This is a genomic window from Brevundimonas sp., assembly GCF_046295075.1.
Taxonomy (GTDB): Bacteria; Pseudomonadota; Alphaproteobacteria; order Caulobacterales; family Caulobacteraceae; genus Brevundimonas.
The window spans coordinates 45052-62246 of the sequence record NZ_JBKBOC010000004.1 but is presented as its reverse complement, the minus strand read 5'-3'; the positions used below and the strand labels follow the sequence as shown (position 1 = coordinate 62246).

General features: G+C 66.1%; 20 protein-coding genes. 7 read left to right on the top strand and 13 right to left on the bottom strand.

Going from position 1 to position 17195, the window contains the following annotated elements; all coding sequences use genetic code 11:
* Positions 1–31: 31 nt before the first annotated feature.
* Both pncB and ACK4MH_RS04900 read right to left on the bottom strand, forming a co-directional pair.
* Positions 32–1327: a nicotinate phosphoribosyltransferase gene (gene pncB, locus ACK4MH_RS04905; RefSeq protein WP_409715532.1), complete on the bottom strand. Its 1296-nt coding sequence runs from the start codon at positions 1325–1327 to the stop codon at positions 32–34.
* Positions 1328–1335: 8 nt separating this feature from the next.
* A complete protein-coding gene (locus ACK4MH_RS04900) occupies positions 1336–2604 on the bottom strand; it encodes a DNA polymerase IV (RefSeq protein ID WP_409715529.1) in 1269 nt (422 codons plus the stop codon).
* A 105-nt stretch (positions 2605–2709) separates the two neighbouring features.
* Here ACK4MH_RS04900 and ACK4MH_RS04895 point away from each other — a divergent pair, with 105 nt between their 5' ends.
* On the top strand, positions 2710–3075 hold the full coding sequence (locus tag ACK4MH_RS04895) for a response regulator (protein ID WP_167762544.1): 366 nt from the start codon (positions 2710–2712) through the stop codon (positions 3073–3075).
* Complete coding sequence (locus ACK4MH_RS04890; protein WP_409715526.1) at positions 3072–4433, top strand: PleD family two-component system response regulator; 1362 nt, start codon at positions 3072–3074, stop codon at positions 4431–4433. Before ACK4MH_RS04895 ends, ACK4MH_RS04890 begins: the two co-directional genes overlap by 4 nt.
* A gap of 75 nt (positions 4434–4508) precedes the next feature.
* Here the strand turns inward: ACK4MH_RS04890 and rpmG are convergent, their stop codons facing one another.
* On the bottom strand, positions 4509–4676 hold the full coding sequence (gene rpmG, locus ACK4MH_RS04885; RefSeq protein ID WP_003164451.1) for a 50S ribosomal protein L33: 168 nt from the start codon (positions 4674–4676) through the stop codon (positions 4509–4511).
* Positions 4677–4802: 126 nt separating this feature from the next.
* On the opposite strand from rpmG, the gene ACK4MH_RS04880 reads away from it, so the two are divergent.
* The gene (locus ACK4MH_RS04880; RefSeq protein ID WP_409715523.1) at positions 4803–5369 is read left to right on the top strand and encodes a hypothetical protein; all 567 of its coding nucleotides are present in this window, start codon (positions 4803–4805) and stop codon (positions 5367–5369) included.
* Position 5370: 1 nt separating this feature from the next.
* Here the strand turns inward: ACK4MH_RS04880 and ACK4MH_RS04875 are convergent, their stop codons facing one another.
* The 3 genes from ACK4MH_RS04875 to rnr all read right to left on the bottom strand — a co-directional run bounded on the left by ACK4MH_RS04875 (position 5371) and on the right by rnr (position 8945).
* The gene (locus tag ACK4MH_RS04875) at positions 5371–5784 is read right to left on the bottom strand and encodes a DUF5990 family protein (protein ID WP_409715520.1); all 414 of its coding nucleotides are present in this window, start codon (positions 5782–5784) and stop codon (positions 5371–5373) included.
* 1 nt (position 5785) lies between these two features.
* Positions 5786–6490: an NUDIX hydrolase gene (locus ACK4MH_RS04870; RefSeq protein WP_409715517.1), complete on the bottom strand. Its 705-nt coding sequence runs from the start codon at positions 6488–6490 to the stop codon at positions 5786–5788.
* 139 nt (positions 6491–6629) lie between these two features.
* The gene (rnr, locus tag ACK4MH_RS04865) at positions 6630–8945 is read right to left on the bottom strand and encodes a ribonuclease R (protein ID WP_409715514.1); all 2316 of its coding nucleotides are present in this window, start codon (positions 8943–8945) and stop codon (positions 6630–6632) included.
* 118 nt (positions 8946–9063) lie between these two features.
* Here rnr and ACK4MH_RS04860 point away from each other — a divergent pair, with 118 nt between their 5' ends.
* Complete coding sequence (locus ACK4MH_RS04860) at positions 9064–10464, top strand: pyridoxal-phosphate dependent enzyme (RefSeq protein ID WP_409715511.1); 1401 nt, start codon at positions 9064–9066, stop codon at positions 10462–10464.
* A gap of 5 nt (positions 10465–10469) precedes the next feature.
* Positions 10470–11633, top strand: a complete 1164-nt coding sequence (locus ACK4MH_RS04855) for a cystathionine gamma-synthase (RefSeq protein WP_409715508.1) — start codon at positions 10470–10472, stop codon at positions 11631–11633.
* A gap of 2 nt (positions 11634–11635) precedes the next feature.
* Here the strand turns inward: ACK4MH_RS04855 and ACK4MH_RS04850 are convergent, their stop codons facing one another.
* The 6 genes from ACK4MH_RS04850 to ACK4MH_RS04825 all read right to left on the bottom strand — a co-directional run bounded on the left by ACK4MH_RS04850 (position 11636) and on the right by ACK4MH_RS04825 (position 14938).
* Positions 11636–11893: a hypothetical protein gene (locus tag ACK4MH_RS04850; RefSeq protein WP_135195276.1), complete on the bottom strand. Its 258-nt coding sequence runs from the start codon at positions 11891–11893 to the stop codon at positions 11636–11638.
* Between the two features lie 25 nt (positions 11894–11918).
* Entirely contained in the window at positions 11919–12092 is a 174-nt protein-coding gene (locus ACK4MH_RS04845; protein WP_409715506.1) for a hypothetical protein, read from the bottom strand.
* Positions 12093–12134: 42 nt separating this feature from the next.
* Positions 12135–12347: a cold-shock protein gene (locus ACK4MH_RS04840; protein ID WP_008260450.1), complete on the bottom strand. Its 213-nt coding sequence runs from the start codon at positions 12345–12347 to the stop codon at positions 12135–12137.
* A gap of 175 nt (positions 12348–12522) precedes the next feature.
* Positions 12523–13227 carry a TorF family putative porin gene (locus ACK4MH_RS04835; protein ID WP_409715504.1) on the bottom strand — a complete coding sequence of 235 codons (705 nt, stop codon included), beginning with the start codon at positions 13225–13227 and terminating at the stop codon, positions 12523–12525.
* A gap of 38 nt (positions 13228–13265) precedes the next feature.
* A complete protein-coding gene (locus tag ACK4MH_RS04830; protein ID WP_409715502.1) occupies positions 13266–14198 on the bottom strand; it encodes an NAD(P)H-dependent flavin oxidoreductase in 933 nt (310 codons plus the stop codon).
* A 338-nt stretch (positions 14199–14536) separates the two neighbouring features.
* The gene (locus tag ACK4MH_RS04825) at positions 14537–14938 is read right to left on the bottom strand and encodes an endonuclease domain-containing protein (RefSeq protein ID WP_409715499.1); all 402 of its coding nucleotides are present in this window, start codon (positions 14936–14938) and stop codon (positions 14537–14539) included.
* 107 nt (positions 14939–15045) lie between these two features.
* Here ACK4MH_RS04825 and queF point away from each other — a divergent pair, with 107 nt between their 5' ends.
* Positions 15046–15507, top strand: a complete 462-nt coding sequence (gene queF / locus ACK4MH_RS04820) for a preQ(1) synthase (protein WP_409715924.1) — start codon at positions 15046–15048, stop codon at positions 15505–15507.
* A 12-nt stretch (positions 15508–15519) separates the two neighbouring features.
* Here the strand turns inward: queF and ACK4MH_RS04815 are convergent, their stop codons facing one another.
* A complete protein-coding gene (locus ACK4MH_RS04815) occupies positions 15520–16101 on the bottom strand; it encodes a DUF922 domain-containing protein (protein WP_409715497.1) in 582 nt (193 codons plus the stop codon).
* Positions 16102–16291: 190 nt separating this feature from the next.
* On the opposite strand from ACK4MH_RS04815, the gene ACK4MH_RS04810 reads away from it, so the two are divergent.
* The gene (locus ACK4MH_RS04810; RefSeq protein ID WP_409715494.1) at positions 16292–17143 is read left to right on the top strand and encodes a DUF817 domain-containing protein; all 852 of its coding nucleotides are present in this window, start codon (positions 16292–16294) and stop codon (positions 17141–17143) included.
* Positions 17144–17195: the final 52 nt, after the last annotated feature.

Below are 17195 nucleotides of genomic sequence, written 5' to 3'. Positions count from 1 at the left end.
CCTTATGGCCGAACGGGCTTAAGGGCGGGTTTCAGACCGTGACGGGTTGAGCGGTCAGGCCGCGCACGCCGAAGACGCGGCGATAGCGTTCGATCTCGGCCGGGTCGCCGACCGCCTTTTCCGGGTTGTCCGACAGTTTGACGGCGGGCCGGCCGCCGGCCTCGACCACCTTGCAGACCAGGGATATCGGCTCCAACTCTGGCGCGAAGGCGGGCGAGCAGTCGCGGAAATCGTTGGTCAGATTGGTGCCCCAGCCGAAGCTGAGGCGGGCGCGGCCGTGGAAATGGGCGTGGGCGGCTTCGATGCCGTCGATGTCCATGCCGTCCGAGAAGATCAGCAGCTTCTCCTTCGGGTCGCGGCCGTGGGCGCGCCACCAGTCGATCAGGCGGTCTCCGGCTGCAATGGGCGGGGCGGAGTCTGGCCGGAAGCCGGTCCAGTCCGCCACCCAATCGGGGGCCTGCTCCAGGAAGGCCTCTGTGCCGAAGGCGTCGGGCAGGACGATCAGCAGATTGCCCGCATAATGCCTGCGCCACTCGTCCAGCACGGCATAGGGAACCTGGGCCAGCGCCGCATCGTCGGACGCCAGCGCCGCCATGACCATAGGCAGTTCGTGCCCATTGGTGCCGATGGCCTCCAGGTCGTTCTCCATCGCATGCAGCACATTGGACGTGCCGATGAAGGACGACCCCAGCCCTTCCTTCAGCGCCTGAATGCACCAACGTTGCCACAGGAAGCCGTGCCGCCGCCGCGTGCCGAAGTCGGACAGGGCCAGGTCTCGCAAGGTGCGCAGCCGCTCGACCTTGGACCATAGACGGGTCTTGGCGCGCGAATACAGGATGTCCAGCTCGAACCGTCCCAGCCGCCGCATGCCGACACGGCAGCGCAACTCATTCAGGATCGCCAGCGCCGGGATCTCCCACAGCGTCACCTCGGCCCAGGCGCCTGAGAAACTCAGCACATATTGACCCTCCTGAACCGACAGGTCGTAGTCGGGCAGTCGATAGTCGGTCAGCCAGGCGATGAAGTCGGGCGAGAAGATCTGCTTCACCCCATAGAAGCTGTTGCCCGCCAGCCAGATCAGTTCCTTGTTGGTGAAACGCAGGGTGAGGGCGTGATCCAGCTGTTCGCGCAGGGCGCCGATGTCGATCTCGTCCGCCAGGCGGACGCAGCTCGTGCGGTTGATGACCTGGAAGACGACCGGCACGTTGCGATGCTCGCGCCAGATCATCTGCAGCATCAGCAGCTTGTAGAAGTCGGTATCCAGCAGGCTGCGGACGATGGGGTCCAGGCGAAAGCCGTGGTCATAGGCGCGTTTGGCGAGGTCCATGGCGCTTCCTACGGCTTCAGCGCGCGCCCCGCCACCACGGCGTCCTTGCCGAACTTCTCGCGTAGCTTGTCGATGGCGCGTTCGGTCTTCAGGGCGCGGGTCTCGGAGGTCTGGAACAGGCCGGCGGGCGCGTCCTCGGCGTCCTGGACGTCGGCCATGCCGATGCCGATCAGGCGATAGGACGGGCCCAGTTCCGGTTTCAGCAGGTCTCGCCCGGCGGCGAACAGGGCGCGCGCCGTCTGGACCGGGTCGGGCAGGGTGATGCGGCGGGTGATGATCTTGAAGTCCGAACGACGCAGTTTCAGCACCAGAACCCGGCTGGCGACGCCGTCGCGGCGCGCCTTTGACGCCAGCTTCTCGCACAGGGGCCACAACTCGGCCTCCAGCGCCTCGGCCGAGGTCAGGTCTTCGTTGAAGGTGGTCTCGGCGCTCATCCCCTTGCGGTCGCGTTCGGGGTTCACGGCGCGGGCGTCGCGGGCGTGGGCCAGCTCGTACAGGCGGAGGCCCGACTCGCCGTAGCGTTTGACCAGGTCGCGCACGTCCGCCCGGGCCAGGTCGCCGATCAGGGCGTAGCCGTCGCTGCGCAGCGCCTTGCCGAACACCGGCCCGACGCCGGGCAGGGTGGTGACGAGGCGCGGCGCCAGCAGGGCCTGGGCGTTGGCGGCGCCCACGACCGAAAAGCCCCGCGGCTTGTCCATCTCGGACGCCATCTTGGCCAGGAAGCGGTTGGGCGCCAGGCCGATGGAGACGGTCAGGCCGGTCTCGTCCTCGATCTGTTTCTGGAAGCGAATCAGCTGAAACGCCGGCGGCCCGCCGTTCAACCGCTCGGTGCCCGACAGATCCACCCAGGCCTCGTCCAGCGACAACGGCTGTATCAGCGGCGTCAGCCGGCCGAGCGCGCCGAGGATACGTTGCGATTCGAAGACGTATTTGGTGAAGTCGGGCTTGATGACCACCGCCTCGGGACAGGCCTTCAGCGCCTTGAACATCGGCATGGCGCTGCCGACGCCGTACTGGCGTGCGATATAGCAGGCGGTGGAGACGACCCCGCGCTTGCCGCCGCCGACGATCACCGGCTTGTCGCGCAGCTCCGGCCGGTCGCGCTTCTCTACCGAGGCGTAGAAGGCGTCGCAGTCCATGTGGGCGATGGACAGCTGGTCCAGCTCGGGGTCGGCGACGATGCGCCGCGACCCGCACGCCGGACAGCGGCGCTCGGGCGGCCCGGCGGGGCCGGCGCCGGTCCACAGGCAGTCGCGACAGATGGCCTTGATGGCCACGCTTAAGGTCTCCGTAAGGTTGGCTTCACCCCAACTTAAGACTGGGCGCCTACGAATGCGACCAACGAGGCGTCCCGCGTTCAGGGTCGCGCAGGTCAGGTGATGATGTCCAAGAAAGTCCTCATCGTCGAGGATAACGAGCTGAACATGAAGCTTTTTCATGATCTGCTCGATTCCCAGGGCTACGAGACGCTGCAAACCCGTGAAGGGTTGCAGGCGTTGGCCCTGGCGCGCGCCCATCATCCCGATCTGATCCTGATGGATATCCAGCTGCCGGAAATCTCGGGCCTGGAAGTCACCAAGTGGCTCAAGGACGACGAAGAGCTGAGCCACATCCCCGTCATCGCCGTGACCGCCTTTGCGATGAAGGGCGACGAGGAGCGAATCCGCCAAGGCGGGTGCGAGGCCTATATCTCCAAGCCCATCTCGGTGATGCATTTCCTCGAAACCATCCGGCAGCACCTCGGATGAGCGCCCGGATCCTCGTCGTCGACGACGTGGACGTGAACGTCCGCCTGCTCGAAGCCAAGCTGACCATCGAATATTATGACGTGCTGAGCTGCAACGACGGCGCGACGGCCCTGGCCATCGCCGCCGAGCACCAGCCGGACCTGATCCTGCTGGACGTCATGATGCCGGGCATGGACGGGTTCGAGACCTGTCGCCGGCTGAAGGCCCAGGCCGAGACGCGTCATATCCCCGTCGTGCTGGTCACCGCGCTGGACGGCCGCCAGGACCGCATTCGGGGGCTGGAAGCCGGCGCCGACGACTTCCTGACCAAGCCCATCGACGACGTGATCCTGTTCGCGCGGGTCAAGTCGCTGACCCGGCTGAAGCACGTCATGGACGAACTGCGCGAGCGCGAGGAAAGCGGTCGGCGCCTGGGCGTCGATTCGGACAAAGCCGCGCGGCTTCGCAGCGAGGGCGGCCGCGTTCTGATCGTCGACGACGATCTTCGCCAGGCCGAGAAGATGGCGGCCGAGCTGAGCGGCGAACACCGCGTCACCATCGAATCCGATCCCGAGGCGGCGCTGGTCGCGGCCAAGGGCGCCCTGGATCTGATCATCGTCAATGTCGCCGCCGCCGGCTTCGACGGCCTGCGGATCGTGGCCCAGGCCAAGTCGGGCGACGCACGCCGCGCACCGATCCTGGCGGTGGTGGAGCCGGCCGAGCGGCCCCGCATGGTCAAGGCGCTGGAACTGGGCGCCGCCGACATCCTGCCGCGTCCCATCGACACCGAGGAACTATCGGCGCGCGTGCGCACCCAGATCAGACGTAAACGCTATACCGACTTCCTGCGCCAGAAGCTGGACAGCAGCATGGAGATGGCCGTCACCGACGCCCTGACCGGCCTGCACAATCGTCGCTACATGACCAGCCAGCTGCAGGCGCTGGTCGGACGCGCAGCCCAGGGCGGAGCCCAGGTCGCGGCGCTGGTGCTGGACATCGACCACTTCAAGTCCGTCAACGACAGCTTCGGCCATGACGCCGGGGACGAGGTTCTGGTCGAGTTCGCCGTGCGCCTGGCCACCAACGTCCGCGCCGTCGATCTGCCGTGCCGGATGGGCGGCGAGGAGTTCGTGGTCGTTATGCCGGGCGCCAGCCTGGAAGACGCCGGCCGCGTCGCTGAACGGATTCGCCGTGATGTCGCCTCCGCCCCGTTCCGGGTCATGGGTGGCAAGGAACAGATCACCATCACCATCTCGATCGGCGTATCCGCCACAACCGGCGACGGCGACACGCCCGAGGGCCTGCTGAAACGCGCCGACGAAGGCGTCTATGAGGCCAAGGCCGCCGGCCGCAACAAGGTCATCGCCAAGGCGGCCTGACCCACCCGCCACACAACAAAAAACGCCCGGCTGGAGACCAACCGGGCGTTTTCAATTTCTCAGCCGATCAAGTGGTTACTTGATCTTGCCTTCTTTGAACTCGACGTGCTTGCGCACGACGGGGTCGTACTTCTTGACGACCATTTTTTCGGTCATGGTGCGAGCGTTCTTCTTGGTGACATAGAAGAAGCCGGTGTCGGCCGTGGAGTTCAGGCGGATCTTGATGGAAGCCGGTTTGGCCATCGGAATTACCTCTGCGACGGCGAAAGCCGCTTAAAATAAGAGGCGCGGAACATACTCAGGATCGCCCCAAAGTCAACGGGCGCGATGCCACGTTGATGCGGTCGGATGCACATATAGTGTGACCGCATGAAAATCGCATCCTTGCTGGCCGCTGCGGCCCTGGTTTCCCTGTCGTCCGCCGGCGTTGCGGCTGCGGCCCCTGATCCTGCGCAGGACTTGTTCCTGGCCAGGCTGAACGCCCTGTGCGGCCAGCGATTCGAAGGCCGGGTCGTCACGACCGACGCCGCCGACGCCACGTTCGCCAGCGAGCGGCTGATCATGCACGTCCGCGACTGTTCGGCGGACGAGGTGCGCATTCCGTTCGCGGTGGGCGAGGATCGGTCGCGCACCTGGGTCGTGACTAAGACCCAAACGGGCCTGCGCCTGAAGCACGATCACCGGCATGAGGACGGCACGACCGACGTCCTGCACTGGTATGGCGGCGACACGGCCGGCGCGGGCACGGCCGAGCGGCAGGAGTTTCCAGTCGACGCCGAATCGATCGCCCTGTTCAACGCCAACGACGCGGCGGTCTCGACCACCAATGTCTGGGCAATGGAGGTTCATCCCGACCGGATGTTCGCCTATGAACTGCGCCGCCCCAGCCGCCATTTCCGCGTCGAGTTCGACCTGACGAAGCCGATCGCCGACTAGTTCAGACGGCGCGCCAGGCCTGAAGCGGCCGCACGGTGGCGCAGGCCGGACCGCCATCCTTCGCGCGGCCGGGCAGGACGACCTCCAGCAGGCGCCCCTCGCGCGCCTGAACCAGCAGATCGGCAGGAATGTCGTGGATGTCGATCTTGGCGCGTCGGCTCCATTCGCTGGCGTGCTGGCCCGCCGACGTCCCGATGGCGATATAGACGAACCGCCGCGCCGGCCCCTCGCGCCGCACGAAGGGACCGGTCAGCCGCCTGTCGTCGGACAGGGTGACGGGGACATCGAAGCTGATCGGGGAGTCGCCGGCGACGCGTGGCTCGACCGGCATGTTCGCCTTGTCCTGCAAGCTATAGGCGACGCCCGCGACGGGATCGGCGATGGTCAGGCGCAGGGTGATCGTCGATCCGGCCATGTCAGTCCCTGTGTTCGACCGTGTGGCGGCCCCGCACCATCCGCACGAAGGGCAGGGGGCGGTTCGGGTGTTCCAGCCGCTCCGCCAACTCCCCCAGCACGAAACGGGTGATGGCGGGCAAGTCCAGGCTGCGCGCGTCATCCAGCGGCAGCCAAGCGATCTCGTCCAGTTCGCCTGACCCAGCGGTCGGCTCCGGGCTCAGCAGAGCCTCGGCCGGAGCCATGAAAAATCGGGCGTCGAAGCGCCGCGTGCGGCCCGGCGGCGTGATGGCGCGGGCGATGTAGGACAGGACCGACAGATCGGGCAGGGCGCTCGCCTGACGATACTCGCGCCACGGTCCGGCGACTGAGGCGCTCGGCGCGGGCCGCCCCAGGATCAGCCCGGTCTCCTCGAACGTCTCGCGCACCGCCGTCAGGGCCAGGGCGCGGGCGCGGCGGGCCGGCAGTTCGCCTTCCAGCCGCCGCGCGACGTCGGAGGGCAGGTCGCCCGTCGCGGCGGCGGTGAAGTCGCTGCGGTCGATCCGCCCGCCTGGAAACACCCATTTCGACGCCATGAAGACATGACCCGGCGCCCGTCTTCCCATCAGCACCTCGGGCCGCGAGCCGCCCCGCGTCAGGATCAGCGTCGCCGCATCCTTGGGCCGCTGCGCGCCGCCGATGCGCGGAGCATCGGTCAGGTCCTGTGCGGCGTCGAAGGGGGCAGTCATGACAATCCTCCCCCATCGGGGGAGGGGGACCGCGCGCAGCGTGGTGGAGGGGGGCAACCCCAGACACGGTGCGTGGTTAGCCCCCACCACCGCTTCGCGGTCCCCCGCCCCCGATGGGGGAGGATTAGGGGGCCTTGCGTCACTTCCGCTTGCCCTTGCGCACGCCCTTCAGGCCGCCGGAGGGACGACCGCCCTTTGCGGGCTTGGGACCGCCCGGGCGGTTCTTGCCGCGCATCGGCGGGCCGTCGCCGCCGCGTCCACGCACGCCATAGCGCGGGGCCGGGGCGTTGGGGTCGCGGGGTTCGGGGTCGCTGAGCATTTCGAACACAAGGCCGCCGGTGACGGGCGTGGCCTCCATCAGCTTGACCTCGACCTTGCGGCCCAGGGTGAAACGCTTGCCGGTGCGTTCGCCGATCAGGGCGTGGGCGCGGTCGTCGTGGGCGAAATATTCGCTGCCCAGGGTCGAGACGGGGACCAGGCCGTCGGCGCCCGTCTCGTCCAGCCGGATGAACAGGCCGAACCGGGTCACGCCGGTGATGCGCCCCGTGAAGGTGGCCCCGACCCGGTCCTCCAGGAAGGCGGCGATGTAGCGGTCCATGGCGTCGCGCTCGGCGGCCATCGACCGGCGCTCGGTCATGGTCACGCCCTCGGCGATGGCCGGCAGTTCGGCGATCTCGCGGTCCGTCAGCCCGTCCTTGCCCAACCCCAGCGCCCGGATCAGGCCGCGGTGGACGATCAGGTCGGAATAGCGCCGGATCGGCGAGGTGAAGTGGGCGTAGCGGTCCAGGTTCAGGCCGAAGTGGCCGATGTTCTCGGGGCTGTAGATCGCCTGCATCTGGCTGCGAAGAACCACCTCGTTGACCACATCGGCGTGTTCGGTGTCGCGCGTCTCGTCCAGCAGCTTGTTGAACCGTTTGGTCGTGCCCGGCTCGCCCTTGTTCCAAGGCTTGCCGATGGTCGAGAGGAAGTCGGCCAGGTTGAAGATCTTCTCCTGACTGGGCGTGTCGTGGATGCGGTAAATGAGTGGAGTTTGCTTCTGCTCCAGTGTCTCGGCGGCGCAGACGTTGGCCTGGATCATCATCTCTTCGATCAGCCGGTGGGCCTCCAGCGAGGCGCGCTTCTCGATGGAGGCGATTCCGCCATCCGGAGCCATGCGGATGCGGCGCTCGGCCGATTCGATCTGCAGCGGGCTGCGCTTCAGACGGCCTTTCAGCATGGTGTGATAGGCGTTCCACAGCGGATAGAGGATCGCCTCCATGATCGGGCCGGTGGCGTCGTCTGGTTGCCCGTCGATGGCGGCCTGGGCCTGTTCATAGCTGAGCTTGGCGTGGGACCGCATCAGGCCGCGTACGAACTTGTGGCCGGTCTTTCGGCCGTCCTTGTCGAAGACCATCCGCACAGCCAAGCAGGCGCGGTTCTCGCCCTCCTTCAGGCTGCACAGTCCGTTCGACAGAACCTCCGGCAGCATCGGTTCGACGCGGTCGGGGAAGTATGTCGAGTTGCCCTTGTCGCGCGCCTCGCGGTCCAGATGGGTTCCGGGGCGGACATAGGCGGCGACGTCGGCGATGGCGACCCAGACGATCCAGCCGCCTTCGTTCTTCGGATCTTCGTCGCGGGCCGCATAGACGGCGTCGTCGTGGTCGCGCGCATCGGCGGGGTCGATGGTGATGAAGGGAACCTCGCGCAGGTCCTCTCGCCCCTTCAGCGTCGGCAGAGCCTGATCCTCGGCCTCGCGTTCGACGGCCTCGGAGAAGCCGGTCGGGACGCCGTGGGCGTGGATGGCGATCAGGGAGGCGGCGCGGGGATCGTCCTCCTTGCCGATATGTTCCAGGATTTTGCCGCGCTTGGGACCGAACCGCTGCTCGCCCTTTTCGATGGCGGCCAGGACTAGGTCGCCGTCACGCAGGTCGCCGGACTGGGCCTGGGGCACCAGCAGCACGTCCTTGGAACGACGATCGACGGGCTCGACGCGGGTCTCGCGCGCCGACTTGCGGATCACGCCCAGGACGCGGTTGGTTCCGACGTCCAGCTTCTTGATCAGTCGGGCCTCCCAGCCCTCAGCGCCGCGCTGGAACTTGACCAGAACCCGGTCACCCAGGCCGGGGGCCGGGCCGGGCTTGGACTTGTCGGGCATCAGGATGGCGCGCGGCGCGTCGGCGCTGGCCTCGACCAGGCGGACATATAGTTCGCCGTCGGCGTCGCGCTCGATCACATCGGCGACGCCGACGGGAGGCAGGGCGCCGGCTTCGGAGAAGCCCTTGCGACCGCGCTTGCCCAGCCGGCCTTCTTCTTCAAGTTCGCGGATCATTTCGCGCAGGGCCCGGCGATCGCCGCCCTTCAGTCCGAAATGGCGTGCGATATCGGTCTTCTCGGCCGATCCGGCCTCGCGCAGGAAGGCGAGGAGGGTGTCTTTGTCGGGCAGGCCGGCGGGCGGCCTCTTGGATGAATTGGTCATTATGTCTGTCGTAGCGCGGAACCGCGCCTTTGGGTAAATCTTGGGGGGTCAAATCTTGCGTGAGTTGACCGAGTGAATGCGGGGCTTCAGCTTCCGCCGTCCCCGAATGGAGTCTTCGATGTCCCTGCATGCCCCCGCCCTGAGCGCGACCGTGAAGTCGCCGCTGGATCTGATCGGCAAGACGCCGATGGTGGAGGTGACGAAGATCGACACCGGCAAGTGCCGTCTGCTGCTCAAGCTGGAGTCCCAGAACCCCGGCGGCTCCATCAAGGATCGGATCGCGGTCGAAATGCTGGATGCGGCTGAGAAGGAAGGCTGGCTGAAGGAAGGCGGCACCATCGTCGAGGCGACGGCGGGCAATACGGGCCTGGCGCTGACCCTGGTCGGCCGGGCCCGGGGCTATAAGGTGCTGCTGGTCATCCCGGACAAGATGTCGAAGGAAAAGATACAGCATCTCAGGGCCATGGGCGCCGATGTTCGCCTGACGCGTTCGGACGTGCCGCACGGGCATCCTGAATATTACACCGACATGGCCGAGCGCCTGTCCCAGGCCATTCCCGGCGCCTACTACGTCAACCAGTTCGCCAACCAGTCGAACGCCGACGCCCACGTGAAGACGACGGGGCCGGAGATCTGGGAGCAGACGGACGGGGATATCGACGCCTTCGTCGCCGGCATCGGCTCGGGCGGCACGATCACCGGCGTAGCGCGCTATCTGAAGAGCGTCGGCTCCAAGGCCCAAATCATCCTGGCCGACCCGGTGGGTTCGACCCTGGCCGGCATCGTCAACGACGGCGTGCCGGGCCCGGACGGCAGCTATACCGTCGAGGGCATCGGCCAGAATTTCGTGCCCGACACGGCGGACATGAGCCTGATCGACAAGGCCTATTCGATCCCGGATGCGGAGGCCATCGCCACGGCGCGCGAACTGCTGCTGAAGGAAGGCATTCTGGCCGGTTCGTCGTCGGGCACCCTGATCGCCTCGGCCCTGCGCTGGTGCCGCGAACAGACCGAAGCCAAGACCTGTGTCACCTTCGTCTGCGACACCGGGGCCAAGTATCTGTCCAAGGTCTACAACGACGCCTGGCTGGCCGATCAGGGTTTGGGCGAGCGTGAGCTGCACGGCGACCTGTCGGACCTGATCAACCGCAAATACGAGAAGGGCGACGTGGTCGTGGCCGGACCGGGCGACACCCTGGACACCGCCTTCAAGCGGATGAAGGGCGCCGACGTGTCCCAGTTGCCGATCATCGAGGACGGCCGTCTGGTCGGCATCCTGGACGAAAGCGACCTGATCCAGGTGATGAACACCGACGAGATCACCCGCAAGGAACGGTTCGCCAAGCCGGTGGCCTCGGCCATGACGCGCGATCTGGACACGCTTCAGGTCAAGGAGCCGCTGGACGCCCTGATCCCCGTCTTCGACCGAGACCGGGTGGCCATCGTGTTGGACGGCGAAACCTTCGTCGGCCTGATCACCCGCACCGACCTGATCAACCACCTCAGCCTGAACCGGTAAGAACCATGGCCGACAACAAGAACAGCCAAGGGTTTTCCACCCGCGCCATCCATGCTGGTCAGCGTCCCGACCCGACCACGGGTGCGGTGATGACGCCGATCTACGCGACCTCGACCTATGCCCAGGAAAGCCCGGGTGTGAACAAGGGCTATGAGTATGCGCGGGGCAAGAACCCGACGCGCGAGGCGTTCGAGGCCTGTATCGCCGACCTGGAGGGCGGGACGCACGGGTTCGGCTTCGGCTCGGGCATGGCGGCGACCTCGACGGCGCTGGAGCTGCTGGATGCGGGCGATCACATCGTGACGGGCGATGACCTGTACGGCGGCTCGTGGCGGCTGTTCGAGCGGGTGCGCCGGCGGACCATGGGGCTGGACTTCGCCTATGTGGACCTGAGCGATATCGCTGCGGTCGAGGCGGCGATCACGCCCAAGACCAAGATGCTATGGGTCGAGACGCCGACCAATCCGTTGATGAAACTGGCTGACATCGCCGCCCTGTCCAAGGTAGCCAAGGCGCACGGCCTGCTGCTGATCGTGGACAATACCTTCGCCACGCCGTTCTGCCAGCAGCCGCTGAGCCTGGGGGCGGATGTGGTGATGCACTCGGCGACAAAATATCTGAACGGCCATTCGGACATCATCGGCGGGGTTCTGGTGACGGCCGATCCCGACTTGGCGACGCGGATCAAGTTCCTGCAGAACTCGGTCGGCGGCATCATGGGGCCGTTCGACGCCTTCCTGGCCAACCGGGGCCTGAAGACCCTGGCGCTGCGGATGAAGGCGCACTGCGAGAACGCCCTGACGGTGGCGCGGTGGCTGGAGACTCGGGCGGGGATCGAGAAGGTGATCTATCCCGGCCTGATCGCCCACCCGCAGCACGAGCTGGCCGCGCGTCAGATGAGCGGCGGCTACGGCGGCATGGTGACGGTGATTCTGGAAGGCGACCTGGAGCGCACGAAGCGCGTGCTAGAGCGGGTCGAGGTCTTCACCCTGGCGGAGTCGCTGGGCGGGGTCGAGAGCTTGGTGAACCACCCGGCGATCATGACCCACGCGAGCGTGCCCAAGGACGTCCGCGAGGCAGGCGGCGTGACCGACAACCTGATCCGGCTATCGGTCGGGGTCGAGAACGTCGAGGACCTGATCGCGGATCTGGATCAGGCCCTGCGCTGAACTCAGCTGGAGGGAAGGGCGGTCTGGTGGCCGGTGACGGGCGGCAGCTTCTTCTTGGGAGCGGCGCGTTTCACCGGCGCCTTGGCGGCCTTGGGCAGGGCGGCGCGGCGGGCGATCTCGGTGTCGATCACAGGCAGGATATCAGCGGCGGCCATCACCTGAGTGGAGGCGCCGGTTTCGGCCAAGCGCGTGGCGTTGGCGCGCAGGCTGTTGAGGTCGGCGTCGGTCATCGTCGGGATTTTTTCGGCGAGGGTCGTCATGGGTCACGTCCTGATGGAACGGGCTTCAGGGCCGGCGCGCGAGGCGCCAGCCCTTCAGCTGATTGAAGGCGATCTCGACCACGACGCGGTCGCCCAGCACGGATAGGCCTTTAGGCGAACCGAGCGAGGGCAGGACCGAGACGACGTGGCCGTTGTCCAGGCGAACCTTGCGGCCGCCCAGAGGCAGGTGCTTCGTCACGACACCATCAAAAGCGATGGCGTGCGTGTTGAGAAGCGTGTCCTACTCTGCCGCCGTAAGGCGACCAGCAGATTCCTTGCCGGAGCGCGAGTCGCGTTCGATTTCGTAGGAAATCTTCTGGCCTTCGTTCAGCGAACCAACGCTCGACGTTTCGACGGCCGAGGCGTGGACGAAGACATCCTTGCCGCCGTCATCGGGAGCGATGAAGCCGTAGCCTTTGGTGGGGTTGTACCATTTTACAGTGCCGGTAGCCATTTGGAGACCTCCGTCTGGCGTTGACCGCAGGGAGGAATCCCTGGGCGGCCTGTCGGGTCTGAATGGGATCGGCTTTTGGACCTCGGTGCGTGATGCAAAGGGAGCAGCGGCGTTACGCAGAGAGATCGACAGCCCCTATATGGGCCTCCAGCGCCCTTTGTGCAAGGCGCGGGGCTCAGAAGGCGTAGGCGACCTTGGCGACCAAGGCGTCTTCGTACTGTTCGCCGAAGGTGTGGGCGTTGGTGTCGTAGTAGCGCAGGTCCAGCTCAATCGCGTCCGTCAGGGCGTAGGTCGCACCGGCGTTCCAGCCCGTGTAGTCGGGCGCATTGTCCTGCTCGCGCCGGCCCAGCGCGACCGTGCCGTTCAAACGATTGGTGAAGTCCCAGCCCACCCGGCCCTCGATCCAGGTGAAGGCCTCGGTCGAGCCTGCGGCGTCGGGCGAATACTGGATCTGAAGGCGGGCGCTGGCCGGGCCGATGGAGCGGCTGGCGTTGCCGGTGAACTCCCACGCGTCTTCGTCATACCCGGCCTCGGCATCGAGGCGGTTCTTGTAGGCGACGTTGAAGTCGAAGGCGTAGCCGAAGGCCTCGGGCTGATAGCCGGCGACGAATTCCGCCTCCACGTTGGAGCCGCCGGACTGGATCGTCTGGAAACCGGGGCCGACATAGAGCAGGCCGTCTGCGCTTTCCCAGGTCGCAGAGCCGAAGGCGTAGCCGTCGTTGCCGGACTTGGACGCGTTTTTGGAACGGTTATCCGTCCCGGCGCCCAGTTCGAACGACCATGCGTCGCGCGACGCGGACGCGCCGGGGGCGGACTGGGCCGCCGCAGGGGCGGCAATGGCGGCGGCGGAAAGGGCGGCGAGGACGGTCGTGCGGATCATGGCGGCTCCAACGCGCGAGATGCGGATTGGCGCCGCCTTTAGCGCGCTCCGGCCTTGATGGCGAATTCATCCGTGGCCTGAGCGAACTCTTGTCGCAGGCGTGCCACCAGTTCGGCGGTCGGCAGGACGTCGTGGATGGCGCCCGCGCCCTGGCCGGCGGACCAGACGGTCTTCCAGGCCTTGGCCTCGTCGCCCATGTCCAGCTTGTGCTCGGGCAGGTGTTTGGGGTCGATCCCGTTCTCGATCAACGACTTGCTCATGAAGTTGGCCGGGATGCCCGACACCGCCGGGGTGTGGACGATGTCGGTCGCGCCGCTGTCGATGACCATCTGCTTATAGGCGTCGGCGGCCATGGCCTCGGTCGTGTTGATGAAGCGGGTGCCCATATAGGCGAAGTCGGCGCCCAGCATCAGCGCCGCCGCGACATCTTGTCCGGTCGAAAGGGCGCCCGACAGGATGATGGTCCCCTTGAAGAAGCTGCGGACCTCGTTGACCAGGGCGAAGGGGTTGATGATCCCCGCATGGCCGCCCGCGCCGTTGGCGACCAGGATCAGACCATCGACGCCCGCTTCGGCCGCCTTGCGCGCATGACGGATGTTGGCGATGTCGTGGAAGACCTGACCGCCATAGCCATGAACGGCATCGACGACGTCGCGCACGGCGCCGAGCGAGGTGATGATCAGCGGCACCTTCTCCTCGACCGACACCATCATGTCGGCCATCAGGCGCGGGTTGGTCGGGTGGACGATATGGTTGACGCCAAAGGCGGCGGCCTCGGGCTTCAGCCGTCCCTTGATCTCGTGAATCCAGTCGCGATAGCCCTCGGTCGTGCGCTGGTTCAGTGACGGGAAGGTGCCGATGACGCCCGCGTTGCAGGCCTCGACCACCAGGTCCGGCCCCGAGACCAGGAACATGGGCGCCGAAATGATCGGCAGGATCAGACCTTTTTGCAGCGAAGCGGGAATGGCCACGGACGTCTCCTGGAGTTTTCTTTCGCTACGCTTAGCGGGCTGTCGCGGGGGAAGGCAATCGGGAGGATTTCAGACGGCGGGGTGAAAAACAGAGTCTCAATCGTCTGAAATCGGGGCGGGGTGGAATTGCATTTGCACGCGGGAATGGAGTGCAAAGTGCAAGGAAGTGCAATTTGGCGGGCGGGGTTGGGCTTTCCGGGTCCGACGTTTCGCTCCTCTGAGCTGAAACCTCGCATTGTAGGGGAGTTTGCGGGGGCGGTTGGTCGATTGCCGCTGATGGATGTCAGGGCATTGAAACGGCGAATGAAGTTTTCAGGAAGAAGGATGGGTGGCGCGTCTTATTCCTCCCCCATCGGGGGAGGGGGACCACGTAGCGGTGGAGGGGGCCGATCGCGCACCTGTCGGTGAATATGATCCACCACCGCCGCCATCTCGCCCAGCACATCCCGCGCCGCGATCCGAACGACGGTGATCCCGCGCGCATTCAGCCATTCGGTCCGGCGCCTGTCGTGTTCGACGGCGTTGGGCTGTGCATGGCTGTCGCCGTCCACCTCGACCGCCAGACGGGCGTCCTCGCAATAGAAGTCCAGGATGTAGGGGCCGATGGGATGCTGGCGGCGAAAGAGAATTCCGTCGAGGCAGCGGCCCCGGATTTGGCCCCACAGCAGCACCTCAGGCAGGGTCATTTCACGGCGCAACTCGCGGGCGCGGGCGACGGTCGACTTAGGTGCGTAGGTCATTTGCGTCCTCGACCGCGTGCGCGGCCGGCCCCCTCCACCGCTCCGCGGTCCCCCTCCCCCGATGGGGGAGGATTTTCAAGAAGGCCGCAAGCGCCTAAATGCCCCGCATGACCCACTACACCGACAACCTCAGCCAGCTCGGCGCCCAGACCGCCGCCCCGACCAGTCCCGAGACGGCCGTGCTGGAGCGGGTGCCGAACCCGCATGCGGATACGCTTTATCTGGCCAGGTTTACGGCGCCCGAGTTCACCAGCCTGTGCCCGGTGACGGGCCAGCCGGACTTCGCCCATATCGTCATCGACTATGCGCCGGGCGAATGGCTGGTCGAGTCCAAGAGCCTGAAACTGTACCTGACAGCTTTTCGCAACCACGGCGCCTTCCACGAGGACTGCACCGTCGCCATCGGCCGGCGGCTGGCGGACCTGCTGGCGCCCAAATGGCTGAGAATCGGGGGGTATTGGTATCCGCGCGGCGGCATCCCGATCGACGTCTTCTGGCAGACCGGCGCGCCGCCGGAGGGGCTGTGGCTGCCGGATCAGGGCGTGCCGACGTATCGCGGCCGGGGATAAGACGCACTTATCCTAGTTGGGAAAGACGGCGCCCTCGCGTCGTCCATGTTCGGTTCTTCTGTCGTATTCGACGCTAGCGGCGGAAACGGCTGCGGCGACTTCAGCGCCGGCCGTCCGTCCTGTTTCGCAATTGGGCGCTGAGCGCATGGCGCTCTGATATTGCTGGGCGCCAAGCTGCGCGATCCGGGCGTGGTTGACCTCATGGCTTTGCAGCGCTGCGAAATATCGATCCCAGGCTTGCTTGTCCTGACGACGCAGACGATCGCGGTTTTGAAGATCCGGCAATATGATAGAAATTGTGTGATCAACCTCGGCGGTTGCGGGGTCGCACCGGCCGTTCGATGAGGTCAGGCGAAATGAATATCGCCAGGTCGTCGTCGCATCGTGACTGCGCCCGTTGGCGCTCGGTCTCATGCGGTTCATCTCGGCCCGGATTGCGCGAGGCGATGTCGCCTGGACCACGTAACCCCGCAGGGTCGTGTTCGGGAAGCTGGCGGCCTCGGGCGCCGCAAGCCTCAAACGCTCTGATGCAGTCTCCGATGTCGTGGGTTCTGCCGCCTGAAACACCAAGATCGCCATTGCGCTCAAGATCATTGATCGTCCCCCAATCAGTCGATTGCCAACTAGCAGAATGAAACAGTAGCGCCAGTGTATGCTTGGCTAGGTTGCGTGCGACCCAGCCGTTTCTAGCGGCGCCTCATGTGAGCCGAAAGGTGTCTGAGCAGGCATCTGATTGCAGTTTGGCGCCTTGGTGACCGGCGTTTTTATGCAAGGGGAACAAGACATGACCCACCGCCTTCCCCTCGAAGCCTGGGGCCGTCGCCTTCTCACGCGGGCCGAGACCTGGGCCGACCAATCCCGCCCGCGTCGTTACGCCTACGAATTCCTGTGGTTCGGGCTGAAACAGGGGTGGGCGTGTCTGTTCGGGGGGCTGATGCTGGGCTTGATCCTGGCGACCTTCCTGTTCTGGCCGGAAGGGGCGCCGGTGTCGCGCTACGATTTTCTGGCGGTCGGGGCGGTGCTGATCCAGGCGGCCATGCTGGCCTTCAAGCTGGAGAGCTGGGAGGAGGCGCGGGTGATCTTCCTGTTCCATGTGGCGGGGACGATCATGGAGCTGTTCAAGACCGCGCACGGGTCGTGGATCTATCCCGAGGACAGTCTGCTGCGGATCGGGGCGGTGCCGCTGTTCTCGGGCTTCATGTATGCGGCGGTGGGCAGCTATATCGCGCGGGTGCAGCGCATCTTCCATATCCGGGTGCGGGGGTATCCGCCGATGTGGACGACCTGGGCGCTGGCGGCGGCGATCTATGTGAATTTCTTCGCCCATCACTGGCTGCCGGACGTGCGGATCGCGCTGTTCGCGGCGACCGTGCTGCTGTTCGGGCGAGGGTGGTTCTATTTCACGGCGGATAGGCGCAGGCGGTCGATGCCGCTGCTGCTGGGATACGGGCTGGTGGCCCTGTTCATCTGGTTCGCCGAGAACCTAGGCACGCTGGGGCGGGCCTGGGTCTATCCGGGGCAGGAAGCGGGGTGGGAGATGGTGTCCCTGGCCAAGCTGGGCAGCTGGTTCCTGCTGATGATCATATCCGTGGTGCTGGTGTCCCTGGTTCACCGGCCGGAGACGGAGGGGGCATAAGCGCTTCCATACGTTCGTCATCCTCCGGGCCGCGTAGCGGAACCGGGGGACC

Excerpts from the sequence above, each read along its gene's own strand:
- pncB (WP_409715532.1), bottom strand. The coding sequence starts at position 1,327 with ATGGACCTCGCCAAACGCGCCTATGACCACGGCTTTCGCCTGGACCCC.
- ACK4MH_RS04895 (WP_167762544.1), top strand. The coding sequence starts at position 2,710 with ATGTCCAAGAAAGTCCTCATCGTCGAGGATAACGAGCTGAACATGAAG.
- ACK4MH_RS04890 (WP_409715526.1), top strand. The coding sequence starts at position 3,072 with ATGAGCGCCCGGATCCTCGTCGTCGACGACGTGGACGTGAACGTCCGC.
- rpmG (WP_003164451.1), bottom strand. The coding sequence starts at position 4,676 with ATGGCCAAACCGGCTTCCATCAAGATCCGCCTGAACTCCACGGCCGAC.
- ACK4MH_RS04880 (WP_409715523.1), top strand. The coding sequence starts at position 4,803 with ATGAAAATCGCATCCTTGCTGGCCGCTGCGGCCCTGGTTTCCCTGTCG.
- ACK4MH_RS04875 (WP_409715520.1), bottom strand. The coding sequence starts at position 5,784 with ATGGCCGGATCGACGATCACCCTGCGCCTGACCATCGCCGATCCCGTC.
- ACK4MH_RS04870 (WP_409715517.1), bottom strand. The coding sequence starts at position 6,490 with ATGACTGCCCCCTTCGACGCCGCACAGGACCTGACCGATGCTCCGCGC.
- rnr (WP_409715514.1), bottom strand. The coding sequence starts at position 8,945 with ATGACCAATTCATCCAAGAGGCCGCCCGCCGGCCTGCCCGACAAAGAC.
- ACK4MH_RS04860 (WP_409715511.1), top strand. The coding sequence starts at position 9,064 with ATGTCCCTGCATGCCCCCGCCCTGAGCGCGACCGTGAAGTCGCCGCTG.
- ACK4MH_RS04855 (WP_409715508.1), top strand. The coding sequence starts at position 10,470 with ATGGCCGACAACAAGAACAGCCAAGGGTTTTCCACCCGCGCCATCCAT.
- ACK4MH_RS04850 (WP_135195276.1), bottom strand. The coding sequence starts at position 11,893 with ATGACGACCCTCGCCGAAAAAATCCCGACGATGACCGACGCCGACCTC.
- ACK4MH_RS04840 (WP_008260450.1), bottom strand. The coding sequence starts at position 12,347 with ATGGCTACCGGCACTGTAAAATGGTACAACCCCACCAAAGGCTACGGC.
- ACK4MH_RS04835 (WP_409715504.1), bottom strand. The coding sequence starts at position 13,227 with ATGATCCGCACGACCGTCCTCGCCGCCCTTTCCGCCGCCGCCATTGCC.
- ACK4MH_RS04825 (WP_409715499.1), bottom strand. The coding sequence starts at position 14,938 with ATGACCTACGCACCTAAGTCGACCGTCGCCCGCGCCCGCGAGTTGCGC.
- queF (WP_409715924.1), top strand. The coding sequence starts at position 15,046 with ATGACCCACTACACCGACAACCTCAGCCAGCTCGGCGCCCAGACCGCC.
- ACK4MH_RS04815 (WP_409715497.1), bottom strand. The coding sequence starts at position 16,101 with ATGATCTTGAGCGCAATGGCGATCTTGGTGTTTCAGGCGGCAGAACCC.
- ACK4MH_RS04810 (WP_409715494.1), top strand. The coding sequence starts at position 16,292 with ATGACCCACCGCCTTCCCCTCGAAGCCTGGGGCCGTCGCCTTCTCACG.